The 25,463-nt window shown below is 68.0% G+C and carries 27 protein-coding genes, 3 tRNA genes and 2 pseudogenes; 14 read left to right on the forward strand and 18 right to left on the reverse strand.

From position 1 onward, the window contains the following. The first annotated feature begins 18 nt into the window (after nt 1–18). On the forward strand, nt 19–1,227 hold the full coding sequence (locus tag BLV63_RS13290; RefSeq protein WP_082724211.1) for a serine hydrolase domain-containing protein: 1,209 nt from the start codon (nt 19–21) through the stop codon (nt 1,225–1,227). A 137-nt stretch (nt 1,228–1,364) separates the two neighbouring features. Continuing rightward, nucleotides 1,365–2,003: an NAD(P)-dependent oxidoreductase gene (locus BLV63_RS13295; RefSeq protein WP_082724210.1), complete on the forward strand. Its 639-nt coding sequence runs from the start codon at nt 1,365–1,367 to the stop codon at nt 2,001–2,003. Between the two features lie 7 nt (nt 2,004–2,010). Here BLV63_RS13295 and BLV63_RS13300 read toward each other — a convergent pair whose 3' ends face one another. Beyond that, the gene (locus BLV63_RS13300; RefSeq protein ID WP_066215198.1) at nt 2,011–3,135 is read right to left on the reverse strand and encodes a serine hydrolase domain-containing protein; all 1,125 of its coding nucleotides are present in this window, start codon (nt 3,133–3,135) and stop codon (nt 2,011–2,013) included. Between the two features lie 214 nt (nt 3,136–3,349). On the opposite strand from BLV63_RS13300, the gene BLV63_RS13305 reads away from it, so the two are divergent. Continuing rightward, nucleotides 3,350–3,559 carry a hypothetical protein gene (locus tag BLV63_RS13305; protein ID WP_066215196.1) on the forward strand — a complete coding sequence of 70 codons (210 nt, stop codon included), beginning with the start codon at nt 3,350–3,352 and terminating at the stop codon, nt 3,557–3,559. 97 nt (nt 3,560–3,656) lie between these two features. Beyond that, nucleotides 3,657–4,163 carry an SRPBCC family protein gene (locus BLV63_RS13310; protein WP_066215193.1) on the forward strand — a complete coding sequence of 169 codons (507 nt, stop codon included), beginning with the start codon at nt 3,657–3,659 and terminating at the stop codon, nt 4,161–4,163. A gap of 3 nt (nt 4,164–4,166) precedes the next feature. Here BLV63_RS13310 and BLV63_RS13315 read toward each other — a convergent pair whose 3' ends face one another. Further along, nucleotides 4,167–4,643, reverse strand: coding sequence for a MarR family winged helix-turn-helix transcriptional regulator (locus tag BLV63_RS13315; RefSeq protein WP_066215191.1), 477 nt, complete (start codon nt 4,641–4,643; stop codon nt 4,167–4,169). Nucleotides 4,644–4,846: 203 nt separating this feature from the next. Between BLV63_RS13315 and BLV63_RS13320 the strand changes: the two genes are divergently transcribed. Continuing rightward, the gene (locus tag BLV63_RS13320; RefSeq protein ID WP_066215189.1) at nt 4,847–5,740 is read left to right on the forward strand and encodes an SDR family oxidoreductase; all 894 of its coding nucleotides are present in this window, start codon (nt 4,847–4,849) and stop codon (nt 5,738–5,740) included. 36 nt (nt 5,741–5,776) lie between these two features. Further along, nucleotides 5,777–6,298, forward strand: coding sequence for a DUF6328 family protein (locus tag BLV63_RS13325; RefSeq protein ID WP_074784306.1), 522 nt, complete (start codon nt 5,777–5,779; stop codon nt 6,296–6,298). Nucleotides 6,299–6,428: 130 nt separating this feature from the next. Here BLV63_RS13325 and BLV63_RS13330 read toward each other — a convergent pair whose 3' ends face one another. Both BLV63_RS13330 and BLV63_RS18680 read right to left on the reverse strand, forming a co-directional pair. Beyond that, nucleotides 6,429–6,695, reverse strand: coding sequence for a DUF7218 family protein (locus BLV63_RS13330; RefSeq protein WP_066215187.1), 267 nt, complete (start codon nt 6,693–6,695; stop codon nt 6,429–6,431). Nucleotides 6,696–6,773: 78 nt separating this feature from the next. Further along, the gene (locus BLV63_RS18680; RefSeq protein WP_157412734.1) at nt 6,774–6,920 is read right to left on the reverse strand and encodes a hypothetical protein; all 147 of its coding nucleotides are present in this window, start codon (nt 6,918–6,920) and stop codon (nt 6,774–6,776) included. A gap of 170 nt (nt 6,921–7,090) precedes the next feature. On the opposite strand from BLV63_RS18680, the gene BLV63_RS13340 reads away from it, so the two are divergent. The 3 genes from BLV63_RS13340 to BLV63_RS13350 all read left to right on the forward strand — a co-directional run bounded on the left by BLV63_RS13340 (nt 7,091) and on the right by BLV63_RS13350 (nt 8,680). After that, entirely contained in the window at nt 7,091–7,555 is a 465-nt protein-coding gene (locus tag BLV63_RS13340; RefSeq protein WP_066215183.1) for a Dps family protein, read from the forward strand. 96 nt (nt 7,556–7,651) lie between these two features. Beyond that, entirely contained in the window at nt 7,652–7,948 is a 297-nt protein-coding gene (locus BLV63_RS13345; RefSeq protein WP_139244695.1) for a hypothetical protein, read from the forward strand. A gap of 90 nt (nt 7,949–8,038) precedes the next feature. Beyond that, a complete protein-coding gene (locus tag BLV63_RS13350) occupies nt 8,039–8,680 on the forward strand; it encodes an SRPBCC family protein (protein WP_169795525.1) in 642 nt (213 codons plus the stop codon). Between the two features lie 165 nt (nt 8,681–8,845). Here the strand turns inward: BLV63_RS13350 and BLV63_RS13355 are convergent, their stop codons facing one another. From BLV63_RS13355 to BLV63_RS13390, 8 genes and pseudogenes are all read right to left on the reverse strand, one after another. Further along, nucleotides 8,846–10,531: an MDR family MFS transporter gene (locus tag BLV63_RS13355; protein ID WP_066215178.1), complete on the reverse strand. Its 1,686-nt coding sequence runs from the start codon at nt 10,529–10,531 to the stop codon at nt 8,846–8,848. Then, complete coding sequence (locus BLV63_RS13360; RefSeq protein ID WP_066215176.1) at nt 10,528–11,205, reverse strand: TetR/AcrR family transcriptional regulator; 678 nt, start codon at nt 11,203–11,205, stop codon at nt 10,528–10,530. Before BLV63_RS13360 ends, BLV63_RS13355 begins: the two co-directional genes overlap by 4 nt. Nucleotides 11,206–11,391: 186 nt before the next feature. Further along, a pseudogene (locus BLV63_RS13365) lies at nt 11,392–11,595 on the reverse strand (VOC family protein); the annotation flags it as partial. Nucleotides 11,596–11,682: 87 nt separating this feature from the next. After that, a tRNA-Ile gene (locus tag BLV63_RS13370) sits at nt 11,683–11,756 on the reverse strand. A gap of 105 nt (nt 11,757–11,861) precedes the next feature. After that, nucleotides 11,862–13,058 (reverse strand): glycosyltransferase, encoded by a 1,197-nt coding sequence (locus BLV63_RS13375; RefSeq protein WP_066215175.1) that lies wholly within the window; start codon nt 13,056–13,058, stop codon nt 11,862–11,864. 42 nt (nt 13,059–13,100) lie between these two features. After that, a complete protein-coding gene (locus tag BLV63_RS13380) occupies nt 13,101–14,009 on the reverse strand; it encodes a DMT family transporter (RefSeq protein WP_066215173.1) in 909 nt (302 codons plus the stop codon). Between the two features lie 125 nt (nt 14,010–14,134). After that, nucleotides 14,135–14,728: pseudogene (locus BLV63_RS13385) on the reverse strand (CDP-alcohol phosphatidyltransferase family protein); the annotation flags it as partial. 57 nt (nt 14,729–14,785) lie between these two features. Beyond that, nucleotides 14,786–15,631 (reverse strand): phage holin family protein, encoded by an 846-nt coding sequence (locus tag BLV63_RS13390; protein ID WP_066215171.1) that lies wholly within the window; start codon nt 15,629–15,631, stop codon nt 14,786–14,788. Nucleotides 15,632–15,881: 250 nt separating this feature from the next. On the opposite strand from BLV63_RS13390, the gene BLV63_RS13395 reads away from it, so the two are divergent. From BLV63_RS13395 to BLV63_RS13405, 3 genes are all read left to right on the forward strand, one after another. Further along, entirely contained in the window at nt 15,882–17,075 is a 1,194-nt protein-coding gene (locus tag BLV63_RS13395) for a multidrug effflux MFS transporter (RefSeq protein ID WP_066215387.1), read from the forward strand. 9 nt (nt 17,076–17,084) lie between these two features. Then, nucleotides 17,085–17,402 (forward strand): GlsB/YeaQ/YmgE family stress response membrane protein, encoded by a 318-nt coding sequence (locus tag BLV63_RS13400; RefSeq protein ID WP_254780612.1) that lies wholly within the window; start codon nt 17,085–17,087, stop codon nt 17,400–17,402. A 79-nt stretch (nt 17,403–17,481) separates the two neighbouring features. Next, nucleotides 17,482–18,045 carry a GNAT family N-acetyltransferase gene (locus BLV63_RS13405; protein WP_066215167.1) on the forward strand — a complete coding sequence of 188 codons (564 nt, stop codon included), beginning with the start codon at nt 17,482–17,484 and terminating at the stop codon, nt 18,043–18,045. A 127-nt stretch (nt 18,046–18,172) separates the two neighbouring features. Here the strand turns inward: BLV63_RS13405 and BLV63_RS13410 are convergent. Together BLV63_RS13410 and BLV63_RS13415 are read right to left on the reverse strand one after the other, a co-directional pair. After that, a tRNA-Asn gene (locus tag BLV63_RS13410) sits at nt 18,173–18,245 on the reverse strand. Between the two features lie 83 nt (nt 18,246–18,328). Further along, nucleotides 18,329–19,597, reverse strand: coding sequence for an MFS transporter (locus tag BLV63_RS13415; protein ID WP_254780559.1), 1,269 nt, complete (start codon nt 19,595–19,597; stop codon nt 18,329–18,331). 61 nt (nt 19,598–19,658) lie between these two features. Here BLV63_RS13415 and BLV63_RS13420 point away from each other — a divergent pair, with 61 nt between their 5' ends. Together BLV63_RS13420 and BLV63_RS13425 are read left to right on the forward strand one after the other, a co-directional pair. Further along, on the forward strand, nt 19,659–20,264 hold the full coding sequence (locus BLV63_RS13420; RefSeq protein WP_066215164.1) for a TetR/AcrR family transcriptional regulator: 606 nt from the start codon (nt 19,659–19,661) through the stop codon (nt 20,262–20,264). 22 nt (nt 20,265–20,286) lie between these two features. Then, nucleotides 20,287–20,547 (forward strand): hypothetical protein, encoded by a 261-nt coding sequence (locus BLV63_RS13425; protein ID WP_139244696.1) that lies wholly within the window; start codon nt 20,287–20,289, stop codon nt 20,545–20,547. Between the two features lie 99 nt (nt 20,548–20,646). On the opposite strand, the gene BLV63_RS13430 is transcribed toward BLV63_RS13425, so the two are convergent. From BLV63_RS13430 to BLV63_RS13445, 4 genes are all read right to left on the reverse strand, one after another. Beyond that, nucleotides 20,647–20,719: transfer RNA gene (locus BLV63_RS13430), tRNA-Asn, on the reverse strand. 72 nt (nt 20,720–20,791) lie between these two features. Next, complete coding sequence (gene dnaG / locus BLV63_RS13435) at nt 20,792–22,678, reverse strand: DNA primase (RefSeq protein ID WP_066215160.1); 1,887 nt, start codon at nt 22,676–22,678, stop codon at nt 20,792–20,794. Nucleotides 22,679–22,754: 76 nt separating this feature from the next. Then, on the reverse strand, nt 22,755–24,020 hold the full coding sequence (locus tag BLV63_RS13440) for a deoxyguanosinetriphosphate triphosphohydrolase (RefSeq protein WP_066215158.1): 1,266 nt from the start codon (nt 24,018–24,020) through the stop codon (nt 22,755–22,757). 117 nt (nt 24,021–24,137) lie between these two features. Beyond that, complete coding sequence (locus tag BLV63_RS13445) at nt 24,138–25,457, reverse strand: ATP-binding protein (protein ID WP_066215155.1); 1,320 nt, start codon at nt 25,455–25,457, stop codon at nt 24,138–24,140. Nucleotides 25,458–25,463: the final 6 nt, after the last annotated feature.

The raw sequence follows: 25,463 nt of genomic DNA on the forward strand, positions 1-25,463 counted from the left end.
CATGCCATACTTGGTGGAATGTTTGCAGACGAGAGCTACGGCATGAGCACCGGCCAACCGAGCACTCCGGCTGCCCCTCCTCTGGACCAGTGGCAGCTGGCTCCGCACCTCAACTGGTCGATGCAGAACATCGCCACGTTCCTTCCGGTGCGGTCCATCCCACGGGGCGTCCGCGCCACTGTTCTGCCTCCGGCCCCGGTCGATCTGTCCGCGGTCCCGGTCCCCCATCCCTGGGAGGACCGCACGGCGACGTTCGCCGAGGTCCTGGAAAGCACCTTCACCGACGGCTGGGTGGTGACGAAGGACGGCGCTCTCGTGGGTGAGGGCTACTTCAACACCATGACCCCGGCCAGCGTCCACCTCTTGATGTCCGTGAGCAAGTCCCTCACCACCTCGGTGGCGGGATCCCTCCAGGGCAGCGGGGAACTGGACGCCGACGCTCTCGTGACCAGCTACGTCCCGGCTCTGGCCGGCTCGGGCTACGAAGGCGCCACCGTCCGGCACCTCATGGACATGCGGACGGGCGTCCGTTTCTCGGAGAAGTATCTGGACCCCGACGCCGAGGTGCGACTCCTGGAGCAGGCCATCGGCTGGGCTCCTCGCCGTCACCCGAACGCCCCGGCCACCCTGCTGGACTTCCTGGCGAGCCTGGGCAAGGACCGGGACCACGGCGGCGCCTTCGACTACAAGTCGTGCGAGACCGACGCCCTCGGGTTCGTGCTCGAAGGCGCGACGGGCCGTCACGCCGCCGACCTCATGTCCGAGCGGCTCTGGCAGCCCATGGGCGCCGAACTCGGCGCGCACGTGGGCGTGGACAGCGCCGGTGAAGGCATGTTCGACGGCGGCGTGTCCGCCGGGCTGCGGGACCTGGCACGCTTCGGCAACCTGTTCCTCCGCGACGGCTTTGCGCTCGATGACACCCCGGTCCTCCCGTCCTGGTGGGTCGCGGACACGTTCGCCGGCGGCCCCGACAGCCGGGACGCCTTCGCGAACGCGCCCGAGCCGACGCTCATGCCGGGCGGCATGTACCGCAACGGGTTCTGGTTCCCTCGCGAGGGATCCAATCCGCTCCTGGCTCTCGGCATCCACGGCCAGATGGTCTACGTGAACCGCTCCGCCGGCGTCGTGGCCGCGAAGCTCTCCAGCTGGCCGACCCCGCAGGACGGCGAAAAGCTGCTCTGGACCGTGAACGCCTTCGACGCGGTGTCCTGGGTCCTGACCCGCTGACACGCCCCAGGTCCAGCTTCTCAGGCCGTCCCCCATGTTCAGGGGGACGGCCTGAGTCGTCTCGGGGCGCCCTCCGGAGACGTGCACCTCGGAAACCCGTTCCGCCGGTCCGGCGTCCGCCCGGATACGCTGGGGTCATGAAGCCATTGATCGCTGTACTCGCTGCTCAGGGACGATCCGGCCAGGCGTGCGTGGCCGCGCTGCTCGAGGCCGGTTTCCGGGTCAGGGCGGGCGTCAGGTCCGCATCGACCCTGCCGGGCCATCCCGGCCTCGAGGAGATGCGCTGCGACGCGAGGAACAAGGACGAGGTCGCCGCCCTTCTGGACGGGGCCGACGTCGCGGTCAGCATGATCGGCCACAACCGTCGCTCCAGCGCCGATGTCCAGTCGGTGGCGATCCAGCACTGCGTGGAAATCATCGCCGCCCGGCAGCCGGAGACCCGCCTCATCTCCCTCACCGGGACCGGCGTCCGCCTCCCCGGGGACCGCATCCCCCTCTTCGACCGTGCCGCCAACTTCGCGATCGGCGTCGTGGACCCGAAGCGCATCGCCGACGGTAAGGAGCACGTGCGGATCCTTCAGGAGAGCCCCGTGGACTACACGATCATCCGCGTCCTGAAACTCACAGGCGGGAGCCACCACGGCACGGTGAACCTCACCCCGCACGGCCCGGCCGAACTGTTCACGCCGCGCGCCCGGGTGGGCGCCGCCGTCGTTCAGCTGGTGGAATCCGGCGGCTTCTCCCGAGCCATGCCGGTCATCAGCGGCACCTCCTGACGGACGGTCAGAGGCCTCCGGCCAGCTCCATCAGCCGCTGCCGGAAGGCCGCGAACCGGTCGTCCTCGCCGCGGTGCGGGTGCACGCGATTGGTCAACAGGACGACGCTCCGGCGTCCTCCCGGCACGAATCCGAAGGCCGTTCCCGTGTAGCCGCCATGCCCTGCCGGAACCGGAATCCGTAGGCCACCCGGCGCCAGCGCGTGGTGCCACGGCTCGCCCACCCGGAGGCCGACCGCCTGCTCGTACTGTCCGGAGACCGGCCCGGGCACGGGCGTCGTCATGAGGCCGACCGCACCGGGACTGAGCACCTGATCACCCTCATGGACTCCGCCGTTCCGCAGCATCTCGGTGAAGGTGAGCAGGTCGCCGGCCGTGCTGAACAGGCCGGCGTTGCCGCTCACCCCGCCCAGCGCCCAGGCGGTCTCGTCGTGCACCTGCCCGTGGACGAGCCCCCGCCCCGGCTGGATCTCGGTCGCCGCAACCCCGTCCAGCGGAATCGAGGGCCGATAGCCGGTGTTCGTGAGGCCCAGCGGGCGCAGGATCCGGTCCCCCACGATCTCGTCCAGCGGTGTGCCGGTCATGGCTTCCAGGCACAGACCCAGCCAGATGAAGCCGACGCACGAGTAGGCGTGAACGGTTCCGGCGGGACCGGTCGGCAGCACCGTGCGGAACCGCCCCCAGGCGTCGGGTCCCGGCCGGTTGTCCTCCCACTCGCTCGGCAGGCCGGCCCGGTGCGTCAGAACATCAAGAAGGGTCACCGCGGGCAGCTCCCGGTACTCGGGCAGCCACTCCTTCACGGGGATGCGCAGTCCTTCCCGTCCGGATTCCAGGAAGCCGCGGTCCGCGAACTCCGCGAGCGCCGCGGCGGTGACGAATGACTTCGTGATCGACGCCAGGTCGAACAGCGTGTCCCCCGTGACCGGCGCTCCCCGTCGGCGTGTGCCGCTCTCGTCCACCCAGTCGGCGGTCAGCCCGTGGGCCTCTCTCGCGAGCACCTCCCCCGCATCGCTCACCAGGACGACGACGGCGGAGAACAGCGGCGCCGACCCGTCGCCGGGGTGCAGGGCCCCGAGCACATGGTCGCGGAGCGCCGTCGTCGCCGTCGCGCGGGAAGTGGGGTGTTCGGTCATGGTCGCATTCTCCCACCCGGCCCACGCCCGACCGCTCGGCGACAGGCCGTCTCGGGCCTTCGGGCACGGCCGGCAGGAGTGAAAAACCGACCCCACAGTGTACCGCTGCGACGCCGTGAACCACAGGGCTACCGTCGACCGCTGCCAGCCTGTTTGGCTGGAAACACGGTCGCGGAAAGCGGCCACCGGCACAGTCATTCGGAAGGAGAACAGCATGGCTGACACGAAGAATCCCGGACAGTTCGGAAACCGCAAGGACACCGAGGAACAGGCCCGCCGCGGCGGCGAGGCCAGCACCGGCAAGTTCGGTTCAGAGCACGGCGCCGATCCCCACGAAGCAGGACGCAAGGGTGCCGAAGCACAGCCCCATGAGGCCAAGGTCCGCGGCGGCCGCAACAGCCACCAGGGCGCCCGGACTTCCTGAGCAGTACGGCCCGGCCCCCACGTCAGCGCGGGCAGACCATTCCGGACGGGCGCTCCACGGAGACTCCCGTCGCAGAGAACACCAGGAGGCCAGCACCATGGCACAGATTCACGAAACCATCGACGTCGAGGTCCCCCTGTGGACCGCGTACGACCAGTGGACGCAGTTCGAGCTCTTCCCCGAGTTCATGGACCACGCCGCCCAGACAGAACAGCTCGAGGACGATCTGGTCCGGTTCACGACCACGATCGGCGGCGTCCGCCGGACCTTCACCGCGCGGATCCAGGAACAGAGGCCGGACCGCATGATCCGGTGGCAGGACACGGACCGTCCCGCGCACCACGGCGAGATCCGCTTCGAACCCGTCGGTCCGGACGCCACACGCCTGGACGTGTCCATCCTGTGGAACCCGGAGGATGTGGTGGAAGCGATCGGTTCGTTCTTCAAGCTGGACCAGGTCAGCGTTCACCAGGATCTGGCGAACTTTAAGAAATACATCGAGGAACGCCACCAGGCGAGCGGCGGCTGGCATGGGACGATCCCCTCGCCGAACGACGGTCCGCCCCCGGGGCAGCCCCCGCTGACGGACCCGCCGACGGTGTGAGGATCAGGAGCGGAGGGCGTCGGTGACCGCTTGGAGGAAATCCTCGACGACGGCCAGTTCGTCCGGGTTGAAGGATCCGGCCGCGGCGAGCAGGGACGAAACCTGCCGCTGCAGGCTGGACTCGAGCAGCACGCGCGCCGCCTGCGTGGTGTGCAGCACCAGGCCCCTGCGGTCCTTGGGGTCGGGCTCCCGACGCAGGTATCCCGCGTGTTCGAGGCGGTTGACGAGGGCGGTGGTGGAGGCCGAGGTGATGCCGAGGTGGTGTCCGAGGGCGCGAGGGCTGACGGCGCCTTCCTCCGATCCGTCGAGGACGAACCGCAGTGCCGAGAGGTCGTTGCTCTTGATCTTCAGGTCCGCCATGAGGTTGGTCCGGGTCTCGGCTTCCACCACGACGAACTCCCTCAGCAGGTGGAGTGCGGACAGGACGCGGTCCTGGTCGCCTCCCTCAAGCCAGCTTCTGTTGATGAGTTCCAGTGCCATAGGACACCATTCCCCTTCCACTCTCTAACTACTAGACGATCTAGATACATCGCCCCCGACAGCAAGTCTATGCCCCGCAAGCCGCAGTGAGCGGGCATTCTTTCCCGTTTTCCACGGCATCCGTCTCATCCGGGACGGCCCCGTTGCCCGTTCGTCAGGACACGACGAACGATCATTCACATTCCGCATGGAGGAGTTGAACCATGAGTGACCAGTACACGTTCCGCGACCCCGTCACACTGTTCCCAGAGGTGACTCCACCCATCCAGCACCAGGAGCCCCCGGGCCTGGAGATCCTGATGACCCCCGAGCCGGATCTGGGAGACGACTACTACCGCGGACTCGGCCGCCTGGAGGGCCGCAAGGCCCTCGTGACCGGCGGGGACTCCGGCATCGGCGCCGCCGTCGCCATCGCCTTCGCGCGGGAGGGGGCGGACGTCGCCATCTCCTACCTTCCGGAAGAAGAGGACGACGCGGCTAGGATCGCGGCGCTCATCGAGAAGGCCGGGCGTAAAGCTCTCACGCTGCCGGCGGACCTCACGGACCCCGACGCCCCCGCCGCCCTCGTCACCGACGTCGTGGAGGGGCTCGGCGGACTGGACATCCTGGTCAGCAACGCCGGCCGGCAGGTCGCCACCGCCCAGCTCAACGAGATCGAGGAAGCGCAGTTCGAGGAGACCTACCAGATCAACGTCTTCGCGATGATCCGCCTCATCCAGGCCGCGGTGCCCCACATGCCGCCCGGTTCGAGCATCGTGGCGAGCACGTCCATCCAGGCGTACAAGCCGTCCTCGGATCTGCTGGACTACGCCTCGACGAAGGCGGCGATCAACAATCTGACCAAGGGCCTCGCACAGCAGCTGGCGCCGAAGGGCATCCGCGTCAATGCCGTGGCGCCCGGCCCGGTCTGGACGGCCCTGCAGATCAGCGGCGGCCAGCTGAAGGAGAGCCTGCCCGACTTCGGCAAGGACACGGCGCTCGGCCGTGCCGGTCACCCGGCGGAGATGGCGCCCTGCTACGTGTTCCTGGCCTCCTCCGAGTCCAGCTATGTGGTCGGCGAGACGCTCAACGCGAACGGCGGCATTCCCAGCCCGTGAGGAAGGCCGCGGCTGCGGCTTCAGAGGAGGTGCGAGATGGAAGACAGCGACGACGATTACCAGCGCCGCGAGTCAGAGACCCATCGGCTGGACCGGCACTGGAATGAACTGCTCCAGGAGCTCAGGGTCACGCAGACGGCCGCTCAGATCATCGGCGGCTTCCTATTCACCCTGCCGTTCCAGCAGCGTTTCGCGTCGCTCGACACGTGGGACAAGGCCCTGTACCTGGGCCTCGTCCTCCTGGCCGCAGCGACCACGATCATCACGCTCCTGCCGGTGGCCGTGCACCGCCGGGTCTTCCGGCGCCACCAGCGCGGGTCCCTCGTGGGCCTGGCCGACCGCGCGAGCAAGACCGTACTGGTCCTGCTCCCCCTGCTGGTGGCCGGGACGCTCACCTTCACGGTCGATGTCGTGGCCGGGAGGACCGCTGCGACGCTGTGCGCCGTGGCCGCGCTCGGGGTGCTGGCTCTGCTCTTCGTGACGGTCGCGTTCATCGGCCCGCGCGTGCACGCCGCCGTCGACGACGTGGAGGAGGGCGAGGGCGAGAACGGGCGCTGACGGCTCCTCCGGCGAACAGCGGAGAACGGCCCCGGGACTTCCGTCCCGGGGCCGTTCCATCTGGTCAGTGTTGTGGCTGATGAGTGATGCGGCTGGTCAGTCTTCCGGTCAGGCAGGGAGGCGAAACCGTTCAGGAGTTGCGGAGCGCGTCGATCAGTTCCGACTTGCGCTTATCCGAATAGCCCTTCAAGCCGATTTCTTTGGCCTTGGATTTCAGCTCCTTGACCGTCCAGTCCTCGTAATCGCCGGATTTTCCGCCTTTCCGGCCGACCGCACTGCGGCCTTTCTTGGCTGCCGCATTGGAAATCCTGGCTGCTTTGCTCTTGGAAGCCCCGTCCTCACGGAGTTCTTCATAGAGTTCGGGGTCCTTCAATGATGGATTCTTCTTGTCTGGCATGATTTCTCCTTCATGAAAGTTCACAGGCCGCGCGCAGTGCCGGAGACGCCCCCGGCGCTTCTCCCTGGGCCTCGCGTCTCAGCCGGCGTCGAAACGGTCCGACTCCGGCTCATGGTGCTCATCGAGATCGGTGCCGGAGCCGTCCGGCACGTCTTCAGCGCTGCGCTCCGGCCCGGACCCGGGCCGGACTCCGGCCTTTTCGCGTTCTTCGGATTGGTTCCCCACGTCATGCCCCTCGTCCTGAGGGCGGGGATCTCGGTCAGTTTCCTTCTCGTGGTGTCCCATGTTTCGAGCCTACGCCGATCCCTTGTTTTTTACTAGCTTGTCAAGCTATCGTTATTTCAGTTACGTTACCTTCCAACCGCCAGCCCGCACGTTGATGGAGGGATCAGCGCATGAAGGCATCATCCGACCTTGCACGGCAGGTTCAGGCTGTACTGGTCGACCTCATCGCCCTGGGAATTCAGGGGAAGCAAGCACATTGGAATGTGGTGGGTCCGAATTTCCGGGACCTCCATCTGCAACTCGACGAAATCGTCGCCGCCTCCCGGCTCCTCTCCGACCGGTTGGCCGAACGCCTGAGGGCTCTCCACGCTGAGCCCGACGGACGAACGCGCACCATCACGGAGACGACCACGCTGAAGGAATTCCCTCCCGGCCCGGTGAGCACCGACGTCGTCGTGGCTGACATCGGCGAGCGGCTGCAAGCCGCTGCCGCCACCGCTCTTGCGGTGCACGATGCCGTGGACTCCGAGGATCCCACCACGGCAGACCTCCTCCACGACGTCCTCGAAACTCTCGAACAGCTCCACTGGATGCTGACCGCCGAGCATCCGGAGCTGCGTCACAGCAGCGACTGACCCCGCCGGATATCCGGCCACCCGTCAAGACGTTCGGCCGGCCACCTCGTGGCATTCCGGTTCCGCCGTCCTCGCACCACCCGTCAGGAGAAGATCATGCGTCTTATCAACCGGAATGAGCACGTTGTGGACAACGTCGTCCAGTCCCAGTTCGAGATGTACCGCAACGGCACGGTCGTCGGCGTCGCCCGCTATCAGATGCGCGGAGACCGGATCGTGTTCATGCTCTGCCAGACCACTCCGGCCTGCTCCCGCCTAGAGAGAAGGTCCTTCTACCTCGCCGCGGTCCGCGACGCGCACCACCGCCATCTGCGGATCGACATCACCTCACGCTCCATGGCGGAGGAACTGCGTGTTCCGCGCGCCGAGCGGGAGCTGTCACTGACCGTCTGACCCGTTCACGCCGCGCCCGGGACGACTCCGCCGAGACCTTCGTCGGAGCGCCCGGAGCGCAGATTCACACTTCTCAAGGAGATGATGCAGTTGGCACAGATACAGGAAGAGATCGACGTCAGAGCCCCGTTATGGCTCAGCTACGAGCAGTGGGCCGAGTTCGAGCTCTTCCCTCACTTCATGTCGCATGTGGTGTCCGTCGAGCGGCAGGACGACGCACCCGCCCTCCTCACCGCCGAGGTCGACGGGACCCACCGCACGATCAAGACCACCATCGAAGAGCAGCGTCCCGACCGCCTCATCCGCTGGGACTGCAGCGACGGCCTCGAAAGCCACGGCCAGCTGCTCTTCGATTCCCTGGAACCTGAACTCACGCGGATCACCGTGGACGTCATCTGGGATCCCCGCGAGCCCTCGGAACACACCGTCTCCTTGTTCCGGTTGGAGCCGACGAGTGTCCGCGAAGACCTCGAACGGTTCCGGGACTTCGTCGAAAGACGGCACGAGGAGCGGAAGAAGGCCCGGGCCCACCAGGACGACGCCCATCCGCTGACCGGTCCCCTGCTGCTGAAGGAGACGATGCGAGAACCGGCGCTCGTGGGAGAAGTGACCACGCGGCTCTCCGGCGACGATTTCCCGAAGGACCCGTCGGGGACGCTGCCGTACGGCGTGGGATTCGCGTCCCAGGACACGCCCGGAGAAGACCGACCCCAGATGTCCATCGTGCTCTGAACACTCTCTCTGAGCACACTCCGACCGTCGGCTGACGGCCCAGGGTTCCTGGCGGGTCGCCCCGAGGTCGGGACCGTCCAGCCACGGGATACACGGAAGGGTGGCCGCACCTGAGGTGCGGCCACCCTTCTTCGGTGACGCGGGCTGCGCGTCACGCGCGGGACGTCAGCTGCGCGGAGAGGCGAGCTCGGCGTCGTCGTCCTTCTCGTGTTCATCCTCCACCAGCAGGACCGGGGCGTCCGACGCCGGGCCGCCGCTCAGGCGCTCGGCCTCCAGACGCTCCGCCTCTTCGCCGCCCACGGCCTCACCGCGGGCGACCATGCCGGCCGTGTCGGACAGCGGGATCTGCTTGAGCGTGATGGCCAGCAGCAGCGCCACCGCGATGAAGGGGATGAGGTACCAGAACACCGGGGCCAGGGAGTCGGCGTAGGCGTTCACGATCGCGTCCCGGACGGCGGACGGCAGCTGGGACAGCGTCTGCGGATCCAGCGTCTTGGTGGCCTGGGACGCCTGCTCGGTCGACGCGCCGGCGCCGGTGAACGCCTTGGTCAGCGAGTCGGCCAGACGGGTGGTGAACAGCGACCCGAACACGGCGACACCGAGGGAGGCGCCCACTTCACGGAAGTAGTTGTTGGTGCTGGTGGCGGTGCCGATCTGTTCGGCCGGGACCGCATTCTGCACCACCAGGACGATCACCTGCATGATCAGGCCGAGGCCTGCGCCGAAGATGAACAGCTGGATGCAGATGACCCAGATCGGAGTGGCAGCCGTCAGCGTCGTGAACCAGAGCATCGCCACGATCGTCAGCCCGGCCCCGAGGATCGGGTACATCTTGTACTTGCCGGTCTTCGAGATGCGGATACCGGAGAAGATCGAGGTCCCCATCAGGCCGACCATCATGGGCAGCATCAGCAAGCCGGAGACGGCCGCCGAGGTGCCCGAGGACATCTGAAGGAACGTCGGGACGAAGGCGATGGCCGCGAACATGCCGAGTCCGAGCGTGAAGCCGATCGCCGTGGCGTTGATGAAGATCCGGTTCTTGAACAGGCTCAGCGGGATGATCGGATCCTCGGCCTTGCGCTCCACGAGCACGAAGAGGACGGCGGCCACGAGGAGCCCCGCGCCGAACAGCCATGTGGTGGGCGAATCCCAGCCTTCGTCCTTCTTGCCGCCGAAGTCGGTGAAGAAGATGAGGCAGGCGGTGGCGGCGGAGAGCAGCAGCACACCCAGGATGTCGATGCGCTTCTCGGCCTTCTTGTTCGGCAGGGTCAGCGTGAACCAGGCGATGGCGAAGGCCGCGATGCCGATCGGGATGTTGATGTAGAAGGCCCACTCCCAGGTGAGGTGGTCCACGAAGAAGCCGCCCAGCAGCGGGCCGGCGACGGCGGAGAGTCCGAAGATGGCGCCCAGCGGGCCCATGTACTTGCCGCGTTCCTTGGCGGGCACGATGTCCGCGATGATCGCCTGCGAGAGGATCATGAGGCCACCGCCGCCCAGACCCTGGATGGCGCGGAAGATCACGAACGACCAGAAGTCGGTGGCGAACGCACAGCCGACGGACGCCGCGGTGAACAGGCCGATCGCGACGAGGAAGAGGTTGCGGCGGCCGAGGACGTCGCCGAACTTGCCGTAGATCGGCATGACGATGGTGGTCGCCAGGAGGTAGGCCGTGGTGATCCACGCCTGGTGTTCCACGCCGCCGAGCTTGCCGACGATGGTCGGCATCGCGGTGGAGACGATGGTCTGGTCGAGGCTGGACAGCAGCATCCCGGCGATCAGGGCCGAAAAGATGATCCAGATTCTTCGTTGGGTCAGCAGCAGGGGTTGCGCTGCCTTGGTGGTGGTGCTCATGGGCGGTCCTCGGTGGTGTCAGAAGAGGGGATGTCGAAGGAGTCGGACGAGTGGTCGAAGAGTGCGCGGGCGGCACGGAGGTTCGTGGCCAGCAGCTCCCGGTACGGGGCGGTGTTGTCCTCGGAGAAGAAGGTCTGGTTCGTCTTCTTGCACACGGCGCTGAAGACGGCGACGGCCATGACGATCTCCGGGTGATCCACCGGAAGGCCCTCGCGGGAGGCGACGAGTTCCGCGAACTGGCGTTCGCGGGCCTCCCCTTCCGCGGTCAGACGGCCCAGCAACTGGGGTTCCGCGGCGATGGCCGCGATCAGCTGCCGGATCTCCGTCGGGCTGACGGTGGAACGGGTCACGACGTCGACGGTGAAGCGGAAGAGCGCCTCCAGCAGCGTGCCGGAGATCCTTCCCTTCTCACGTCGAGGGTTTGCGGAGAAGGCCTCGAGCGCGTCGTGAGGCAGTTCATCCGAGAAGGCGCCGATCACGGCGTCCTCCTTGGTGTGGAAGTAGTTGAAGAACGTGCGACGGGAGATGCCTGCCTGCTCGCAGACCTCCTCCACGGTGAAACCGCTCAGGCCGTGGGCCGCCGTGAGGGACCGCGCGGCCGCGGTGATCGCCTGACGCGTCGCCGCGCGCTTGCGTTCCCGGAGGCCACCCTCAAAGTTTGCACTATTACTCACATAGTGTATTTTTGCACCATTAGTTGCCTGGTGCAATCTTTTGTCCCTGAGGGGCTCGTCACACTCCCCGCACTCTCTTTGCGAACGACGACGGCGCCGCTCACCTCAGGGGTGAGCGGCGCCGTCGGGGGCTCGTCGGGATGTGGTGACTGGGCCGGCCGGTCGGCTTCGGTCAGTCAGCGCGGGTCATTCCGCCTGCCAGAGTTCGATCCTGTTGCCAGCGGGGTCGATGACCCACGCGAAACGGCCGACGCCCTCCATCTCCTGGACGTCGTCCACCACGTTCGCGCCTTTGTCCCGGAGCTGAGCGAGCATGGCGTCCAGGTCTCTGACCCGGAAGTTGAACATCACCTGCTGGGTCTGAGAGCCGAAGTAGTCCGTGTCGGCCGGGAAGGCGGCGAAGACGGTAGGGCCGGCTTCTGCGGGTCGTAGCGCACGATAGCCCCGGAATCAGAGCGATTCCGGGGCTATGACACGTAGGGGCACTGGGACTTGAACCCAGGACCAAGGGATTATGAGTCCCCTGCTCTAACCGGCTGAGCTATACCCCCTCGGGGCGCCGCCACCAGGTTCAAGACCCCGAAACGGCACCCGGACAGTCTACCCGGCGGCCGCCGTCGTACCTGTCATGGAGACGCCCCGAAGGGCGCGAAGTCTCAGACCTGGAGATCCTCGTACGCGGCGCCGCGGTAGATGTCCTCGAAGGTCTTCAGCGTGTTCTCCAGGCTGTGCTTCTGGACCATCTCGTGGCTGGCGTCGCCCATGGCCTTGCGGGCCTCCTCCGGCTGGTCCAGGACTAGACGGATCTTCTCAGTCAGGTCGACCACGTTGTTCGGCTCGAACAGGTAGCCGTTGACGCCGTCGTCGGCCAGGTGCGGCAGCGCCATGGCGTTGGCCAGCACGACCGGCGTGGACGCGCTCATGGCCTCCAGCGTCACGAGGGACTGCAGCTCCGCCGTGCCCGGCATGCAGAACAGGTCGGCACGGATGTAGGCGCGGCGCAGTTCATCATCGGGCGCGAGGCCCAGGAACCGGACGCGGTCCCCCAGACCCAGGGAGGCCACGAGCTGCTCCAGAGCGGGACGGACCTCGCCGCCGCCCACGATCTCCAGGTGGGCGTTCAGCTCCTTCGGGAGCCGGGCGACCGCTTTGATCAGGACATCGATGTTCTTCTCTTCGGCCAGGCGGCCGGCGAACAGGATGGTGGGGTACAGGTTCTTCTCCACCACCTCGCCGGGCTGGAGCTCGTAGGCCGGCGTGTCGATGCCGTTGGAGAGCGGCAGCACCTGGTGCAGGAAGGCGTGCTGGTGCATGGCACGGGCGGCGAGCGGCGTGGGAGTGGTGACGACGTCGGCCTGGCCCATGACCTTGCCCATGTCCTTCCAGGAGATGCGGCCGATCCGGTCCTTCAGCCACTGCGGGAAGGGCAGGAACGGGTTCAGGTTCTCCGGCATGAAGTGGTTCGTGGCCACCACGCGGATGCCGCGCTTCACGGCCTCGTACAGCACGTGCTCGCCGATCATGTAGTGGCTCTGGATGTGGACCACATCCGGCTGCACCTTGTCGAAGAGGAGCGCGATTTCCTTCTTGATCTCCCAGGGGAAGGTGATGCGGAAGGAATCGTGCGTGGGCACCGCGTGGGAGCGGATCCGGTGCACCGTTCCTTCCGGCCGGAATTCGGTGTAGCTCTTGCCCTTGTCCGCGCGGGCGGCCAGGACGTGCACCCGGTGTCCGCGAGCGGTCATGCCCTTGGCCAGACGGTAGCCGAACTGCGCGGCCCCGTTCACATGCGGCGGATAGGTGTCCGCGGCGATCAGAATGGTCAGGGGCTTACTGCCGTCGGTGGACGTCATGGGTGAGGTTCTCCTGGCGTTGGTGGGTCGCGGGCTGTGGCCCTAGGCCGATTTACCGGCCGATTTCCGTGCAGCTTCCTTCTTGCGCTTGGTCACCTCGGGATGGTGACGGGACAAGGCGATCACCCCAACGATAGCAAGGCATGCCGCTGCGATCATGGATATCCCGATCACCGGCTGCACATCGGGACGCAGCTCACCGAGGATGGTGACGCCGATCGCAATGCCCACGATCGGATCGATCACGGTCAGCCCCGCGATCACCAGATCCGGAGGTCCACCGGAGTACGCGCTCTGCACGAACCACGAACCGAGGCCACCCGCCGCCGCGATCGCCACGACCGTGTACCACGGCACATTGAGCAGGAACTGGCCGTTCGGGTCCAGCAGGTGGCGGCCGATGATGCGGGTCAGGACCGCCACGAAACCGAACAGCACCCCGGCGCCGAGAATGTAGACGAAAGCGTTCAGACGGTGCCGGAAGCCCACGGCCAGGGAGCCGAACACCCCCACCGCCAGGACCAGCAGCAGCACCACGGCCAGTTCATCCGACGCCGCCACATGGTGGTTCTCCTGCGTGGCGTTGACCGCCAGCAGCACGAAGAGCGCGGAACCGGTGACGCAGGCCGAGATCGCCACCACGGTGGCGCGGTTGATCTTGAGGCCTTGGTCCTTGGAATTCACCACGGTGGTGATCACCAGCGCGATCGCGCCGATCGGCTGGATCACGGTGAGCGGCGCCGAGATCAGCGCGATGCAGTTCATGATCATGCCGCCGGCGAGCAGGGCGAGACCCAGGAGCCAGCGGGGATTGCGGAGCAGGCGGACGAAGCTGCTGGAGCCGAGGGCCAGACCACCGGTGTCCGCCTTGACGGCACTCCCCTGCCGCTGGGCGCCGATCGCCAGGCAGAACGCCCCGAGGATCGCCAGGATGACAGCGAACCAGATCACCGGCCCTCACCGTCCTTCTCCCCCGTCTCAGGGCGCCCGACGACGCCGCTCCGCCCGCCGTCGTCGACGCCGGTTGCCGTGGTGTTCGAGTCCGTCCCCTCCCGGTGACCTGCGACGCGCGCCTCCCGCACCGGACGGCCCTTGCGGATGATCGCGGCGAAGTAGCCCGTGGCCGCGATCCAGTGACCCACCAGCCCGAGGCCGAGGAGCACCCAGGCCGTGATGGCCAAGGGCCGCCCGCCGGCGAACTCTGAGAGCACGAGCAGCGGGGTTCCAAGGAGGAGCAGCGCCGTCCGGACCTTGCCGACGACGCTGACGGGAAGATCGGGATGGCTGCGGAAGTACAGCAGGGACGCCGTGCCGAGGATCAGATCCGGGACCAGCAGGGCGGCCAGGTACCACCAGGTCACGACGCCGGCCAGGACCAGGGTCACGGCCACGGCGATCAGCGCGAGGCGGTCGGCGGCGGGATCGAGGATGCGGCCGAGCTTGGAGGTCTGGTCGAAGCGACGGGCCACATAGCCGTCCACCCAGTCGGTGGACCCCATGACGGCGAGGACAGCGACGGCCCAGCCGTACTCGTGAACCCCCAGGACGAGCCACATGAACAGCGGGACGCCGAGGAACCGGATCACCGTGAGGACGTTGGGCACCGTGAGGATGCGGTCATGGTCGACTTGCGGCACGCCAGGGCGTGCGCCAGCGCCGATGAGCTTCATCCTCCCCCTTCCTCCGTGCGAATCCGTCGAACCAGCCCGGCTCCGGCCGGGACAGCGTCAGGACTTGATGAGCTTGCGCAGGAGGACCACGAAAGCGGTTCCGGCGGCCACCGCGACGGCGATCGGCTTCCAGCGCTGCGTCAGCTCGCCGGCGATGCCGTTGTCTCCACCCGTCGCGCCGGCGAAACGCTGCTGCGCGGACTCGCGGACCGACTCGGCACGTTCCCTGACCTCGGACACGAGGCCCTGGGCCTGGGTCTTGACGTCGAGCTGAACGCCCAGGTCGTCGCGGATGCCGGTCAGGTGGGCACGGCGCTCGTCCAGTCGCGCCATGATCTGCTGCTGCGTGGGAGCGGGACCTTCCTCGGCGAGCTTCTGCTTCGCCTTGGCCTCCGCCTCTTCGCGGGCCTTCGCCTTGGCTTCCGCCTTCGCCTCGGCAGCGGCCTTCGCGGCGGGCGACTCCGGGTCGAGGATGCTCGCGTCGAACGCGCTGCCTTCCTTGACGATGCCGAGATCGTGCTTGAAGCCGCGGATCGCCTCGGCGGGCAGCAGTGGCATGGCCGACTTGAGCTTGAGGAACCCGAACAGACCACCGATGCTGGCGATGATCAGGAACGCGGCGGAGACGATGAGAGCCGAGAGCCAGGCCGGCATGACCGTGGCCAGACCCATGATGGCGGCGACCACCAGCGCGATCACGAGCAGGCCCACGAAGACGAGGGCCGCGACGAATCCGGCGGAGGCGATCCCTACCTTGACGCCCTTGTCCTTGAGTTCCAGCTGAGCGAGGGTGATCTCGTCCTGGATCTGGCGGGGCAGCAGTTGGGCCGCACTCCGGGCCGTGGCCGGAAGCGCCTTGAGGCTTGTCTGGGGCCGTACGGTGCTCGCATGGCGTCCGCTCATCAGTTTCGCCTCACATCGACTCGACGGATAGAAAAGGCCGTGACCAGGGCCACGGTGGCGGCAGGCCGACCCCTGGAGGACAGCCCCGCCTTGGACAAAACTATCATTGCGCCACGGTCGTGGAGGTTCCGCCGTCGCCATGTTCATGTGCGTTCACCTGCATCGAGTGGTCCCCGCGCCCCTTCCCGGGGCAGAGGAGCCGCTTAAGATAGTGGAGGTGACCACCCCCACCCTTTCCCTTGGCTCCGCCATGTCCCGGCGTCAGAAGATCACCTATGTCCTGATTCTCGGCGCCCTGACCGCGCTGGGTCCCTTCACCATCGATCTATACCTGCCGGCGTTCCCCGCGATCGAACGGGACCTCGGCGTGAGCCAGGCGGCCGTGCAGCTCACCCTGACGGGCACCACCGTGGGCTTCGCGCTGGGTCAGCTGCTGGTGGGCCCGCTGAGCGACAAGGTGGGGCGGCGGGTGCCGCTCCTCTGCGCCACCGCGCTCCACATCCTGGCCTCGATCGGGGCGTCGTTCTCGCACGACATCGTGCCGCTGGGCATCTTCCGCGTCCTCATGGGCATCGGCGCGGCCGGCGGCGGCGTGGTCTCCATGGCGATGGTCCGCGACCTCTTTGCGGGGTACTCGATGGTGCGGATGTTCGCCGCCATGTCCCTGGTCAACGGCCTGGCGCCCATCCTGGCTCCGGTGATCGGCTCCCAGCTGCTCCTCATCACCCCGTGGCCTGGCATCTTCCTCTTCCTGGCCGGCTACGGCGCGCTCGTCATCCTGGGCTGCCTGTTCCTGGTCCGCGAGACGCTTCCGGTGGAGCGCCGCCGCGTTTCCGGCACGAGCGTGCTGAGCCATTACCGGGTGCTGTTCACGGACCGGATCTTCGTGGGCGTGCTCATCATGGCCGGCATGAATTTCGCGGGCCTGTTCTCCTACCTTTCGGCCTCTCCGTTCCTGTTCGAACGGCTCTACGGCTTCACCCCGCAGCAGTACGGTTACCTGTTCGGCATCAATTCGCTGGGCATCGTCGCCGGGGTGCAGATCAGCTCGCGGCTGATCAAGAAGGTCGGCCCCCAATGGATCCTGGCCTTCGCGACGGTGGGTCAGATCGTCTCCGCCCTGCTGATCATCGTGGCGGACGCCTCCCATGCCGGGCTCCTCGGCCTGGCGATCCCCCTGTGGTTCTACATCATGTGCACTGGCTTCTGCTTCCCGTGCGTCCAGGTGCTCGGCCTGGCCAGCCACGGTGACCGCGCGGGCACGGCGGCCTCCTTGCTGGGCGCGAGCACCTTCCTCACGGCGGGGCTCCTCTCCCCCGTGGTCGGGCTGCTCGGCACCGACTCGGCCGTGCCGATGGCCGCGATCATGATCGCCTGCATCGGCGTCGGAATCCTGAGCCTGTGGCTCATCATCCGGCCCCGCTCGGTGCCCGCGATCGCCTAGGCTGGCCACGTGACCCACGACGACGCCCCGCGCCCACGCCGCACCTCCTCCCTCCGCGGGGCGAGGGAGCGCGCACAGGCCCTGCGGGCGTCCGGCGCCCGGGTGGCGGCCCCCTGGCGTCGCGGCCCGTCGGATCCCCGTGCCGGGAAGAAGGCGCACCGCAACGGGCGAGGCCTCTTCGTGGGCGCCGTGATCGGCGGCGTGCTGGGCTACTTCGCGGGCCGCGCGATCGGGCAGGGCGCCCTGGGGATCGTGTTCGGGGCCCTGATCGGGGCCGCGGTGCTCTACCGGCTCAACCCCGGTCCGTGGGGCCGGAACCGGAAGTAGGCCCGGGCCGAGCCTCCTCGGGCTCACCCGAGCGCCCTGCGGCCATCCCGCGCCGGAGCCGGCGTGACAGGATGGCGGCATGATTCTTCCCCCTCCGACCCTCGACACCACCCGGCTGCGCCTGCGGCCGTTCACCGAGGCCGACGGCGACGACCTCTACGCCCTGAACAGCGACGCCGAGGTGCTGCGGTACTGGGACTCGCCGCCCTGGACGGAACGCTCCGCCGTCGAGCGTTTCCTGGCGGGGAACCGGCGCATGGCCGAGGAGGGCACCGGCGTCCGGCTGGTCATCGAGCGACGGTCTGATCAGGCGTTCCTCGGCTGGATCACCTTCAACAGCTGGAACCCGGATTTCCGGAGCGCGTCCCTCGGATACTGCCTCCGGCAGTCCGCCTGGGGCCAGGGCCACGCGACCGAAGCCGCCGGGGCGCTGCTGCAGTGGGCGTTCGGCGCCCTGGACCTCAACCGGGTGCAGGCCGAAGCCGACACCCGCAATGCGCCCTCCGCCCGGGTGCTCGAGAAGCTCGGTTTCGTCCTGGAAGGGACGCTGCGCGAGGACTGCATCGTGAACGGCGTTGTCTCCGACTCGTGGGTCTACGGGCTGCTGCGCCGCGACTGGGCGGCCCTGCACCTCGTTCACTGACACCTCGTCCGCTGACCGCCGTCGCGCGACAGGGCACGGAGCTCGGACACGGCGCTCGGACACAGAAGCCGGGCAAAGAAAAACCCCGGGTCAGCGGCCGTTTCAGGCCGCCCACCCGGGGCGGAAGCTCCTCCTGCTGGACTTGAACCAGCAACCCTTCGATTAACAGTCGAATGCTCTGCCAATTGAGCTAAGGAGGATCGAAGCGAGTAAGACGTTACCAGAGGCGGGGCCCGAACATGAAATCGAGCCCCGCTCGCCGCCCCGTTTCAGGGACGCCGGCTCAGACCACGGCCCCTTCCCCGCGAGGCGCTTCGTGGGCGCTCCTCGGCAGCCTCAGGCGCGAGAAGACCACCGCCGCAGCCAGGATGAAGAGCACACCCAGCAGGTAGGGCGCCACATGCGCGATCCCGCTGTACAGGAGACCGGCCACGATCGGCGCGGCCATCTGGATGGCCGATCCGACAGCCTGGAGCGCTCCCGCCACGCGGCCCTGCTCGTCGTCGCCCACGGAGCTGGAGATGAGTCCGTCCAGCGGAGCCTGCGTGAGGCCTTGCGAGGCTCCGAGCATGAGCACGCCGGCGATCAGCAGCCACGGCTGGGCCAGCACCGAGGCGAGGATGACCAGAGCCGCACATCCGAGACCCTGCCCCAGAATGCCGATGATGATGGTCTTCTTCTCGCCGATCCTCGGAAGCAGCACGGCCAGCAGGCCGCCCTGCACCGCGACGTCCAGGACGCCGATGACGGCCACCAGCAAGCCGATCTGGGCGGCGCTCCAGCCGACGGCGTCGATGGCGAGCACGCTGAAGTTGTTGGTGAAGAAGGCGAACGGGATCATCATCAGCGCGAACACGAGGAGCAGACCGCGCAGCCCGGGCCGGCGGAACGCATCGGAGATGACCTTCACCGGGTGCAGTTCCTCGAGCGCGAGCTTCGGGGTGCGGTTCTCCGGCGCGAGGGACTCGGGCAGCAGGAAGATCGCGAGGATCGCCACGAGTAAGGCGACGACGGCGGTGGCGAAGACCGGCAGGTGGATGTCGATGGCGGAGAGGAGCCCGCCGAGGGCCGGGCCGATCATGAAGCCGATGCCGTTGAGAGCCCCGAGGAGCCCGAATCGCTTGGCGCGGTCCTTGGCGGGGGTGATGTCCGCGGTGTAGGCGAAGAGCGCGGGGAGGTCGCCGGCGGTGACGCCCTGGATGACACGGCCGAGCAGGAGGACCCACAAGGATCCGCCGATGCCGAACACCAGGTAGCCGATGACCGCGCCGAACGAGGCGATGATGATGACGGGCCGGCGGCCCACTCGGTCGGAGAGACCGCCGAGGAACGGCGCCGCGAGGAAGGCGCACAACGCGTTCACGCCTTCGAGGACCCCCACCCAGAGGGCGAGGTTCGGGTCGCCGTGCGGGAGGTACTCCTGGACGATGAATGGCATGACGGGCAGGACCACCGTCATGCCGATGACGGTGAGCATGGCGAGGACGACGAGCATGAACCAGGCGCGGCGCGGAGACGGCGGCGGAGCTGGAGGGGAGGAATTCAGGGACATGTCGCTAGAGTAACACTAAAACTAGAGTCATTCTAGTTTTAGAGCGACTATCCTGGTGAGCATGGCCGACACCACCACCCCGGGACGCCGGGAACGCAAGAAGGCAGCGACCCGCAAGGCGATCTCGGACGCCGCGCTCGAACTCTTCCAGGACCGCGGCTTCGACGCCGTGACCATCAAGGAGGTGGCCGAACGCGCCGACGTCTCCCTCGCCACCGTCTACGCTCACTTCCCCCAGAAGGAGGCCCTCGTTTACGACGAGGACGACGAGATCCGGGACGCACTCCTGGACGCGGTCAGGAACCGCGAGCCGGGCATGACCATCTGCACCGCCATCCACCAGTGGCTCCGCGCGGTCATGGAGGAGCACGAGCAGTACGGCGCGCAAGTGGCGGCCTTCGACGCGATGGTCCAGGCCGCGCCGTCCCTCCGTGAGTACGAGCGGTCCATGTGGATGCGGCACGAGAAGGCCCTGATCCTGACCATCGCCGACGAGCTGGGGCTGCCCGCCACGGACCCTTTCATCCAGGTCTTCTCCCACTACGCGCTGGAGACCTGGGCGTTCCTCGACCGCACGGAGGACCCCCGGGCATCCCTCGAGGCCACATTCGCCCTCCTGTCCCCGGGGTGGACCGCGTTCGAAGAACGTGTGACCAGCGGGAGCTGAGCCGGACGGGTAGTCTGGCCGCATGACGCCACAGGAGATGCGGAACACACCAGGACCGGACCGTGCACGGAAGGCCGACGGGACGTTCGGCCCGCTGCTGATCGGCATCGGCCTGCTGCTCGTGGCCATGGACGCGTTCGTGACCGGCGGATTCCGCGTCTCGCTCCTGGGAGGGCTCCTGGTGATCGTGGGGTGCACCGAACGCCTGATCGGAGCCCTGCGGGCCACTCAGGACTCCGGGACGCCTGCGGACGCTCCACGTCGGACGCCGTCGGAGCGCTGATCGGCTCCCCCCGGGTCCTTCCCGGCTCACGAAAACGTTCCCAGGCAAAGAAAAACCCCGGGTCAGCGGCCGTTTCAGGCCGCCCACCCGGGGCGGAAGCTCCTCCTGCTGGACTTGAACCAGCAACCCTTCGATTAACAGTCGAATGCTCTGCCAATTGAGCTAAGGAGGATCGAAGCGAGTAAGACATTACCAGAGCCGGACCCCGAACATGAAATCGGGCCCCGCGCCTGCCCGGAGACGCTCAGGCGGTCTGGCGCAGCGACCGCCGCTGCATCTCCAGGGAGAGCAGTTGCCGGTTCAGGTCCTGGACCGTGGCGGGGTCGGCGTCGGCCCCCATGCGCTGCAGCTGACCGAGCAGATCCGCTTTCTGACGGGTGATGTCCAACTCGAACAGGCGGGCCAGGATGTCCCGGCACGCCCGCAGGAGAGCATCCTCGTCGGGCGCCGGGATCATCGCGACCGCGAGCTCCGACACGAGGCCCCGCAGCGGCTCCGGAACCTCTTCGCGGACGGTCTCGACCCAGGTCACCGGGTCGGCGCCCCGCGCCGTGCCCACGGCTCGGATCGCCGTGTGGACGGCCTGGTAGGCGGGCACCACGAAGTGGGCCTGGGAGAACATCTGCCAGTGACGCTCGTCGAGCACCTGAGGCTGCTGCAGGGCGACCTCCAGCGACTGCCGCTCCATGGCGGCGGCAGGATCCCGCGGATCCGGGCGGCCGTACAGCGGTGCGCTGTCCGCCGGCTCCTGCGCGGGCGCTCCCCCGTGATCGCCCGACGACGGCGCCGCCGCGGCCCGGCGCGCGGCCGTCTGCACCGCGCGGGACACCTCCTCCATGGACATGCCCAGCCAGCCGGCCAGTTCGCGGGTGTACGCGGGACGCAACGACCCGTCCCGGATCCGGGCCACGATCGGCGCGGCCTCCCGCAGGGCCTGGACCCGGCCCTCCACGGTGTTGAGATTGTGCTTCTTCAGGCCCACCCGGATGGCGAACTCGAACAGGGGCCTGCGGCTGTCGATGAGATCCTTCACGGCCTGGTCACCCCGGTGCTGCCGGAGCTCACAGGGGTCCGCGCCGGACGGCTCGACCGCCACGTAGGTCTGCGCCACGAAACGCTGATCCTCCTCGAAGGCGCGCAGGGCCGCTTTCTGGCCCGCGGCGTCGCCGTCGAAGGTGAAGACCACTTCGCCACCGGTGCCGTCGTCCGAGAGGAGCCGCCGCACGATCTTGATGTGGTCCCCGCCGAAGGCCGTGCCACAGGTCGCGACCGCGGTGGTGACGCCCGCGAGGTGACAGGCCATGACGTCCGTGTAGCCCTCGACCACCACGAGCTGCCGGCCACGCACGATGTCCCGCTTGGCCTTGTCGATCCCATACAGGACCTGGGATTTCTTGTAGAGCGGAGTCTCCGGGGTGTTGAGGTACTTGGGGCCCTTGTCGTCCTCGAAGAGCTTGCGCGCGCCGAAGCCGATGACGTCTCCCGTGATGTCCCGGATGGGCCAGATCAGCCGTCCCCGGAAGCGGTCGTACAGCCGGCCGGACCCTTCCCGGCCCGTGGAGAACATGCCGGTCTGCACCAGTTCGTCATCACGGAAGCCCTTGGTGCGCAGGTGGCCGAGCAGCCCGTCCCAGCCCTGCGGGGCGAACCCCACGCCGAAGGACTCCGCGGCGGCGCGGTCGAAACCGCGTTCGGCGAGGAACCGCCGGCCCTCGATGGCGCCCGGCGTCAGGAGCTGGACGGCGAAGAACTCCGCGGCGATCTTGTGGGCGTCCAGGAGCTTCTGGCGCTTGCCCACATCCTCGCGTCGCGGTCCGGTGCCGCCGTCTTCGTAGCGGAGTTCGATGCCGACCTTGGCCGCGAGCTTCTCCACCGTCTCACTGAAGGACAGATGGTCCATCTTCTGCACGAAGGAGATGACGTCGCCGCTCTCACCGCATCCGAAGCAGTGGTACGTGCCCACTTGGGGACGGACGTGGAAGCTGGGGCTGCGCTCGTCATGGAAAGGACAGAGTCCCTTGAACGAGCCGATGCCCGCGCTGCGGAGGGTGACGTACCCGTCCACCACCTCTTTGATGTCGGTGCGCTGGCGGACCGCCTCGATGTCTTCCCTTTTGATCAGTCCAGCCACGGTTCCATCCTAGTCCGGCTGGCAAGCCGGGACGGCCGCGGTGGGTGGGCCGGCCCGGGGACGGCCGCCCGCGGGATCACCAGAGTGACGGCAGGCTGCCCACCAGGCGTTCGTGCAGGCTCAGCGCCGATCCGTCCGTCAGCGACGCCACCTGGTCGATGACGACCCGGAAGCGCGCGTCGTCGCTGTCCGCGGCGCGCCAGTCGGCGGCGAACATGGGCTCCAGATGCTTGTCCCCCGTGGCGGTCAGCGCGCTCACGAGAGCCCGCAGCACCTCCTGCTGCCGCTCGTAGATCGGCTGGCGGTGGTCCGTGGTCATGACGAACGTGGTGGCCAGGCCCTTCATGACGGCGATCTCCATGACCGTCTCCTCGGGCACCATCAGCTGTCCGTTGTACCGGGTCAGGGGGTCCGGGCCGTAGACGGACCGGGTGGCCTCGAGCGCGCTCTGGCAGAACCGTCCGATCAGCTGGCTCGTCATGTTCTTCAGGGCGGCCATCGACTTCCGGCTGCCGTCGGCTTCCCGCACCCAGACGGCCGTCTTCTCGAGGCGGCTCAGCGCCTCGTCCACTTCGGCGGGGTCGGCGTGCGGCAGGTACCACTGCCGGGTGTAGCCCACCACGCGGGCGCGGTGGTCCGGGTTGTCCATCCAGCGCAGCTGGAAATGCCCGGCCACGACGGCGTCCTCCACGTCGTGCACCGAGTACGAGATGTCGTCGGCCAGGTCCATGACCTGGGCCTCGATGCAGGTCTGGCCCGCCGGGGCGTTGTCCCGGACCCAGTCGAAGATCGGCAGATCGTCCTCGTAGGCGCCGAACTTGCTCGTGCGGCGGCCGTGGATCACGGGGGCGTCGGCGGCCTGCCACGGGTACTTGCACGAGGCATCCAGGCTGGCGCGGGTGAGGTTCAGCCCGGCGGGGGTGCCGTCCGGGGCGAGCACCTTCGGCTCGAGACGGGTGAGAAGGCGCAGGGTCTGGGCGTTGCCCTCGAAGCCCCCGATGTCGTGGGCGATGTCGTTCAGCGCGGACTCACCGTTGTGGCCGAACGGCGGATGTCCCAGATCATGGGAAAGGCAAGCGGTGTCCACGACGTCGGGATCGCAGCCGAGCGCACGGCCGAGTTCACGGCCCACCTGGGCCACTTCGAGGCTATGGGTCAGGCGGGTCCGGACGAAGTCGTCCGTGTCCGGCGCCACCACCTGGGTCTTCGCCCCGAGCCGCCGCAGGGCGGACGAATGAAGCACCCGGGCGCGGTCCCGTTCGAAGTCGGACCGGTAGGTGTTCTTGGCCGGCTCAGCGACCCAGCGTTCGGAGGCGTGGGCCGGGTACTGTGCGTCACTCACGCCCTCAGTCTAGTCAGAGCGGGCCCTTCTCCCCCGGCCCATGACGCCATGGCCCACGGATTTTCCGCGGACTTCACCTCAGGGCGGAACCGGCCCGGGGGGCCGAGGCCGGTTGACTCAGGTCCGGGCGAGCGTCCCGATGTCCTCCAGGAACGCTTCGCGGACCTCCTCGCTGACGGTCGCCCGGGTGTCGGCGATGGTCTCCAGGTAGTCGCGCGTGGTGGGACCGCGGCGGCCGGCGCCAGCGACAGCGCCGGGCGCAGCCGCGAGGGCCGAGCCGCCGGCGTCGTACACCGCCTTCTCCAGGGCCCGCTGGGAGGCGCTGCGCGCAGCGAATTCGATGTCCGCCGGGGAGAACCCCTCGCTGCGGTCCACGAGAGCCTGGATGTCGACGTCCGCCAGCACGGTCGCGGGGATGAACCGCTGCCACATGGCGGTCCGCGCCTCCTCGTCCGGGAGCCCGATCGGGATCACGTAATCGAAGCGTCCGTGCCGCAGGAAGGCGGAGTCGAGGGACCGGATGAAGTTCGTGGCGCACACGAGGAGACGGCCGGGCTGATCGCGGAATGCCGGAATGATTTTGAGCAGTTCGTTCGTCACCCCCTGCAGAGGCGACGGCGGTTCGCCCGAACGCTGCGCCGCGATCTCCTCCACCTCGTCGATGAACACCACCGCGTGCTCCAGCTCCGCGATCTCCAGGAACGTCTCACGCAGGGCGCCGGCCAGGCCCGCGGGGTCTGCTGCGAGGCGCGAGGGGAACACCTCCACGAACGGCCATTCGAGCCGGGAGGCGATGGCCTTGGCGAAGGTCGTCTTGCCGGTGCCGGGCGGGCCGAAGAGCACGACGGCGCGCGGCGGCACCACGCCGAACTCGTCCGCCAGCTCGCCTTCCGCCAGGGGCAGCACGAGCCGCCGTTCCAACAGCTGCTTCTCCCGGGTCATGCCCGCGACCTTCTCCCAGAGATCGCGCGGCAGGATGCGGCCCCCGAGCTGCTCCAGGGCCCCGAGCTCGGCCCGCTGGATGGGGATCCGCCGCTCGTAGTACCGCAGGTCCGCCTTGACCTGGAAGCCGCGGTTCAGGAACGCCTCCACCCGGGTCTCCTGGGTGGGCATGAGCGCGGACAGCTTGTTCAGACCGAGGGACGCCATGCGCTGTTCGACGCCGGCGAGCAGCGAGGTGCCGATGCCCTGCCCGTGCCAGGACTCGAGCGTGGCCAGGAAGACGATCCAGCCCTGATCGTGCGCCGCACGCCCGACGGCGGCTCCCACCACCGTGTCCCCGTGCACGGCGACCACGGCGTGGTCCTTCTCGCAGGACGCGAGCACTTCGGCCAGATCGTAGACGGACTCCACTCCGGACGCCTTGAGGGATTCCCAGAGGTGCAGGATCCCCTCCACATCCGAGGCGTGGAAATCGCGGATCTTCCAGGTGGTCATGACATC

It is taken from the genome of Arthrobacter woluwensis (genome assembly GCF_900105345.1).
GTDB classification, from domain to species: domain Bacteria; phylum Actinomycetota; class Actinomycetes; order Actinomycetales; family Micrococcaceae; genus Arthrobacter_E; species Arthrobacter_E woluwensis.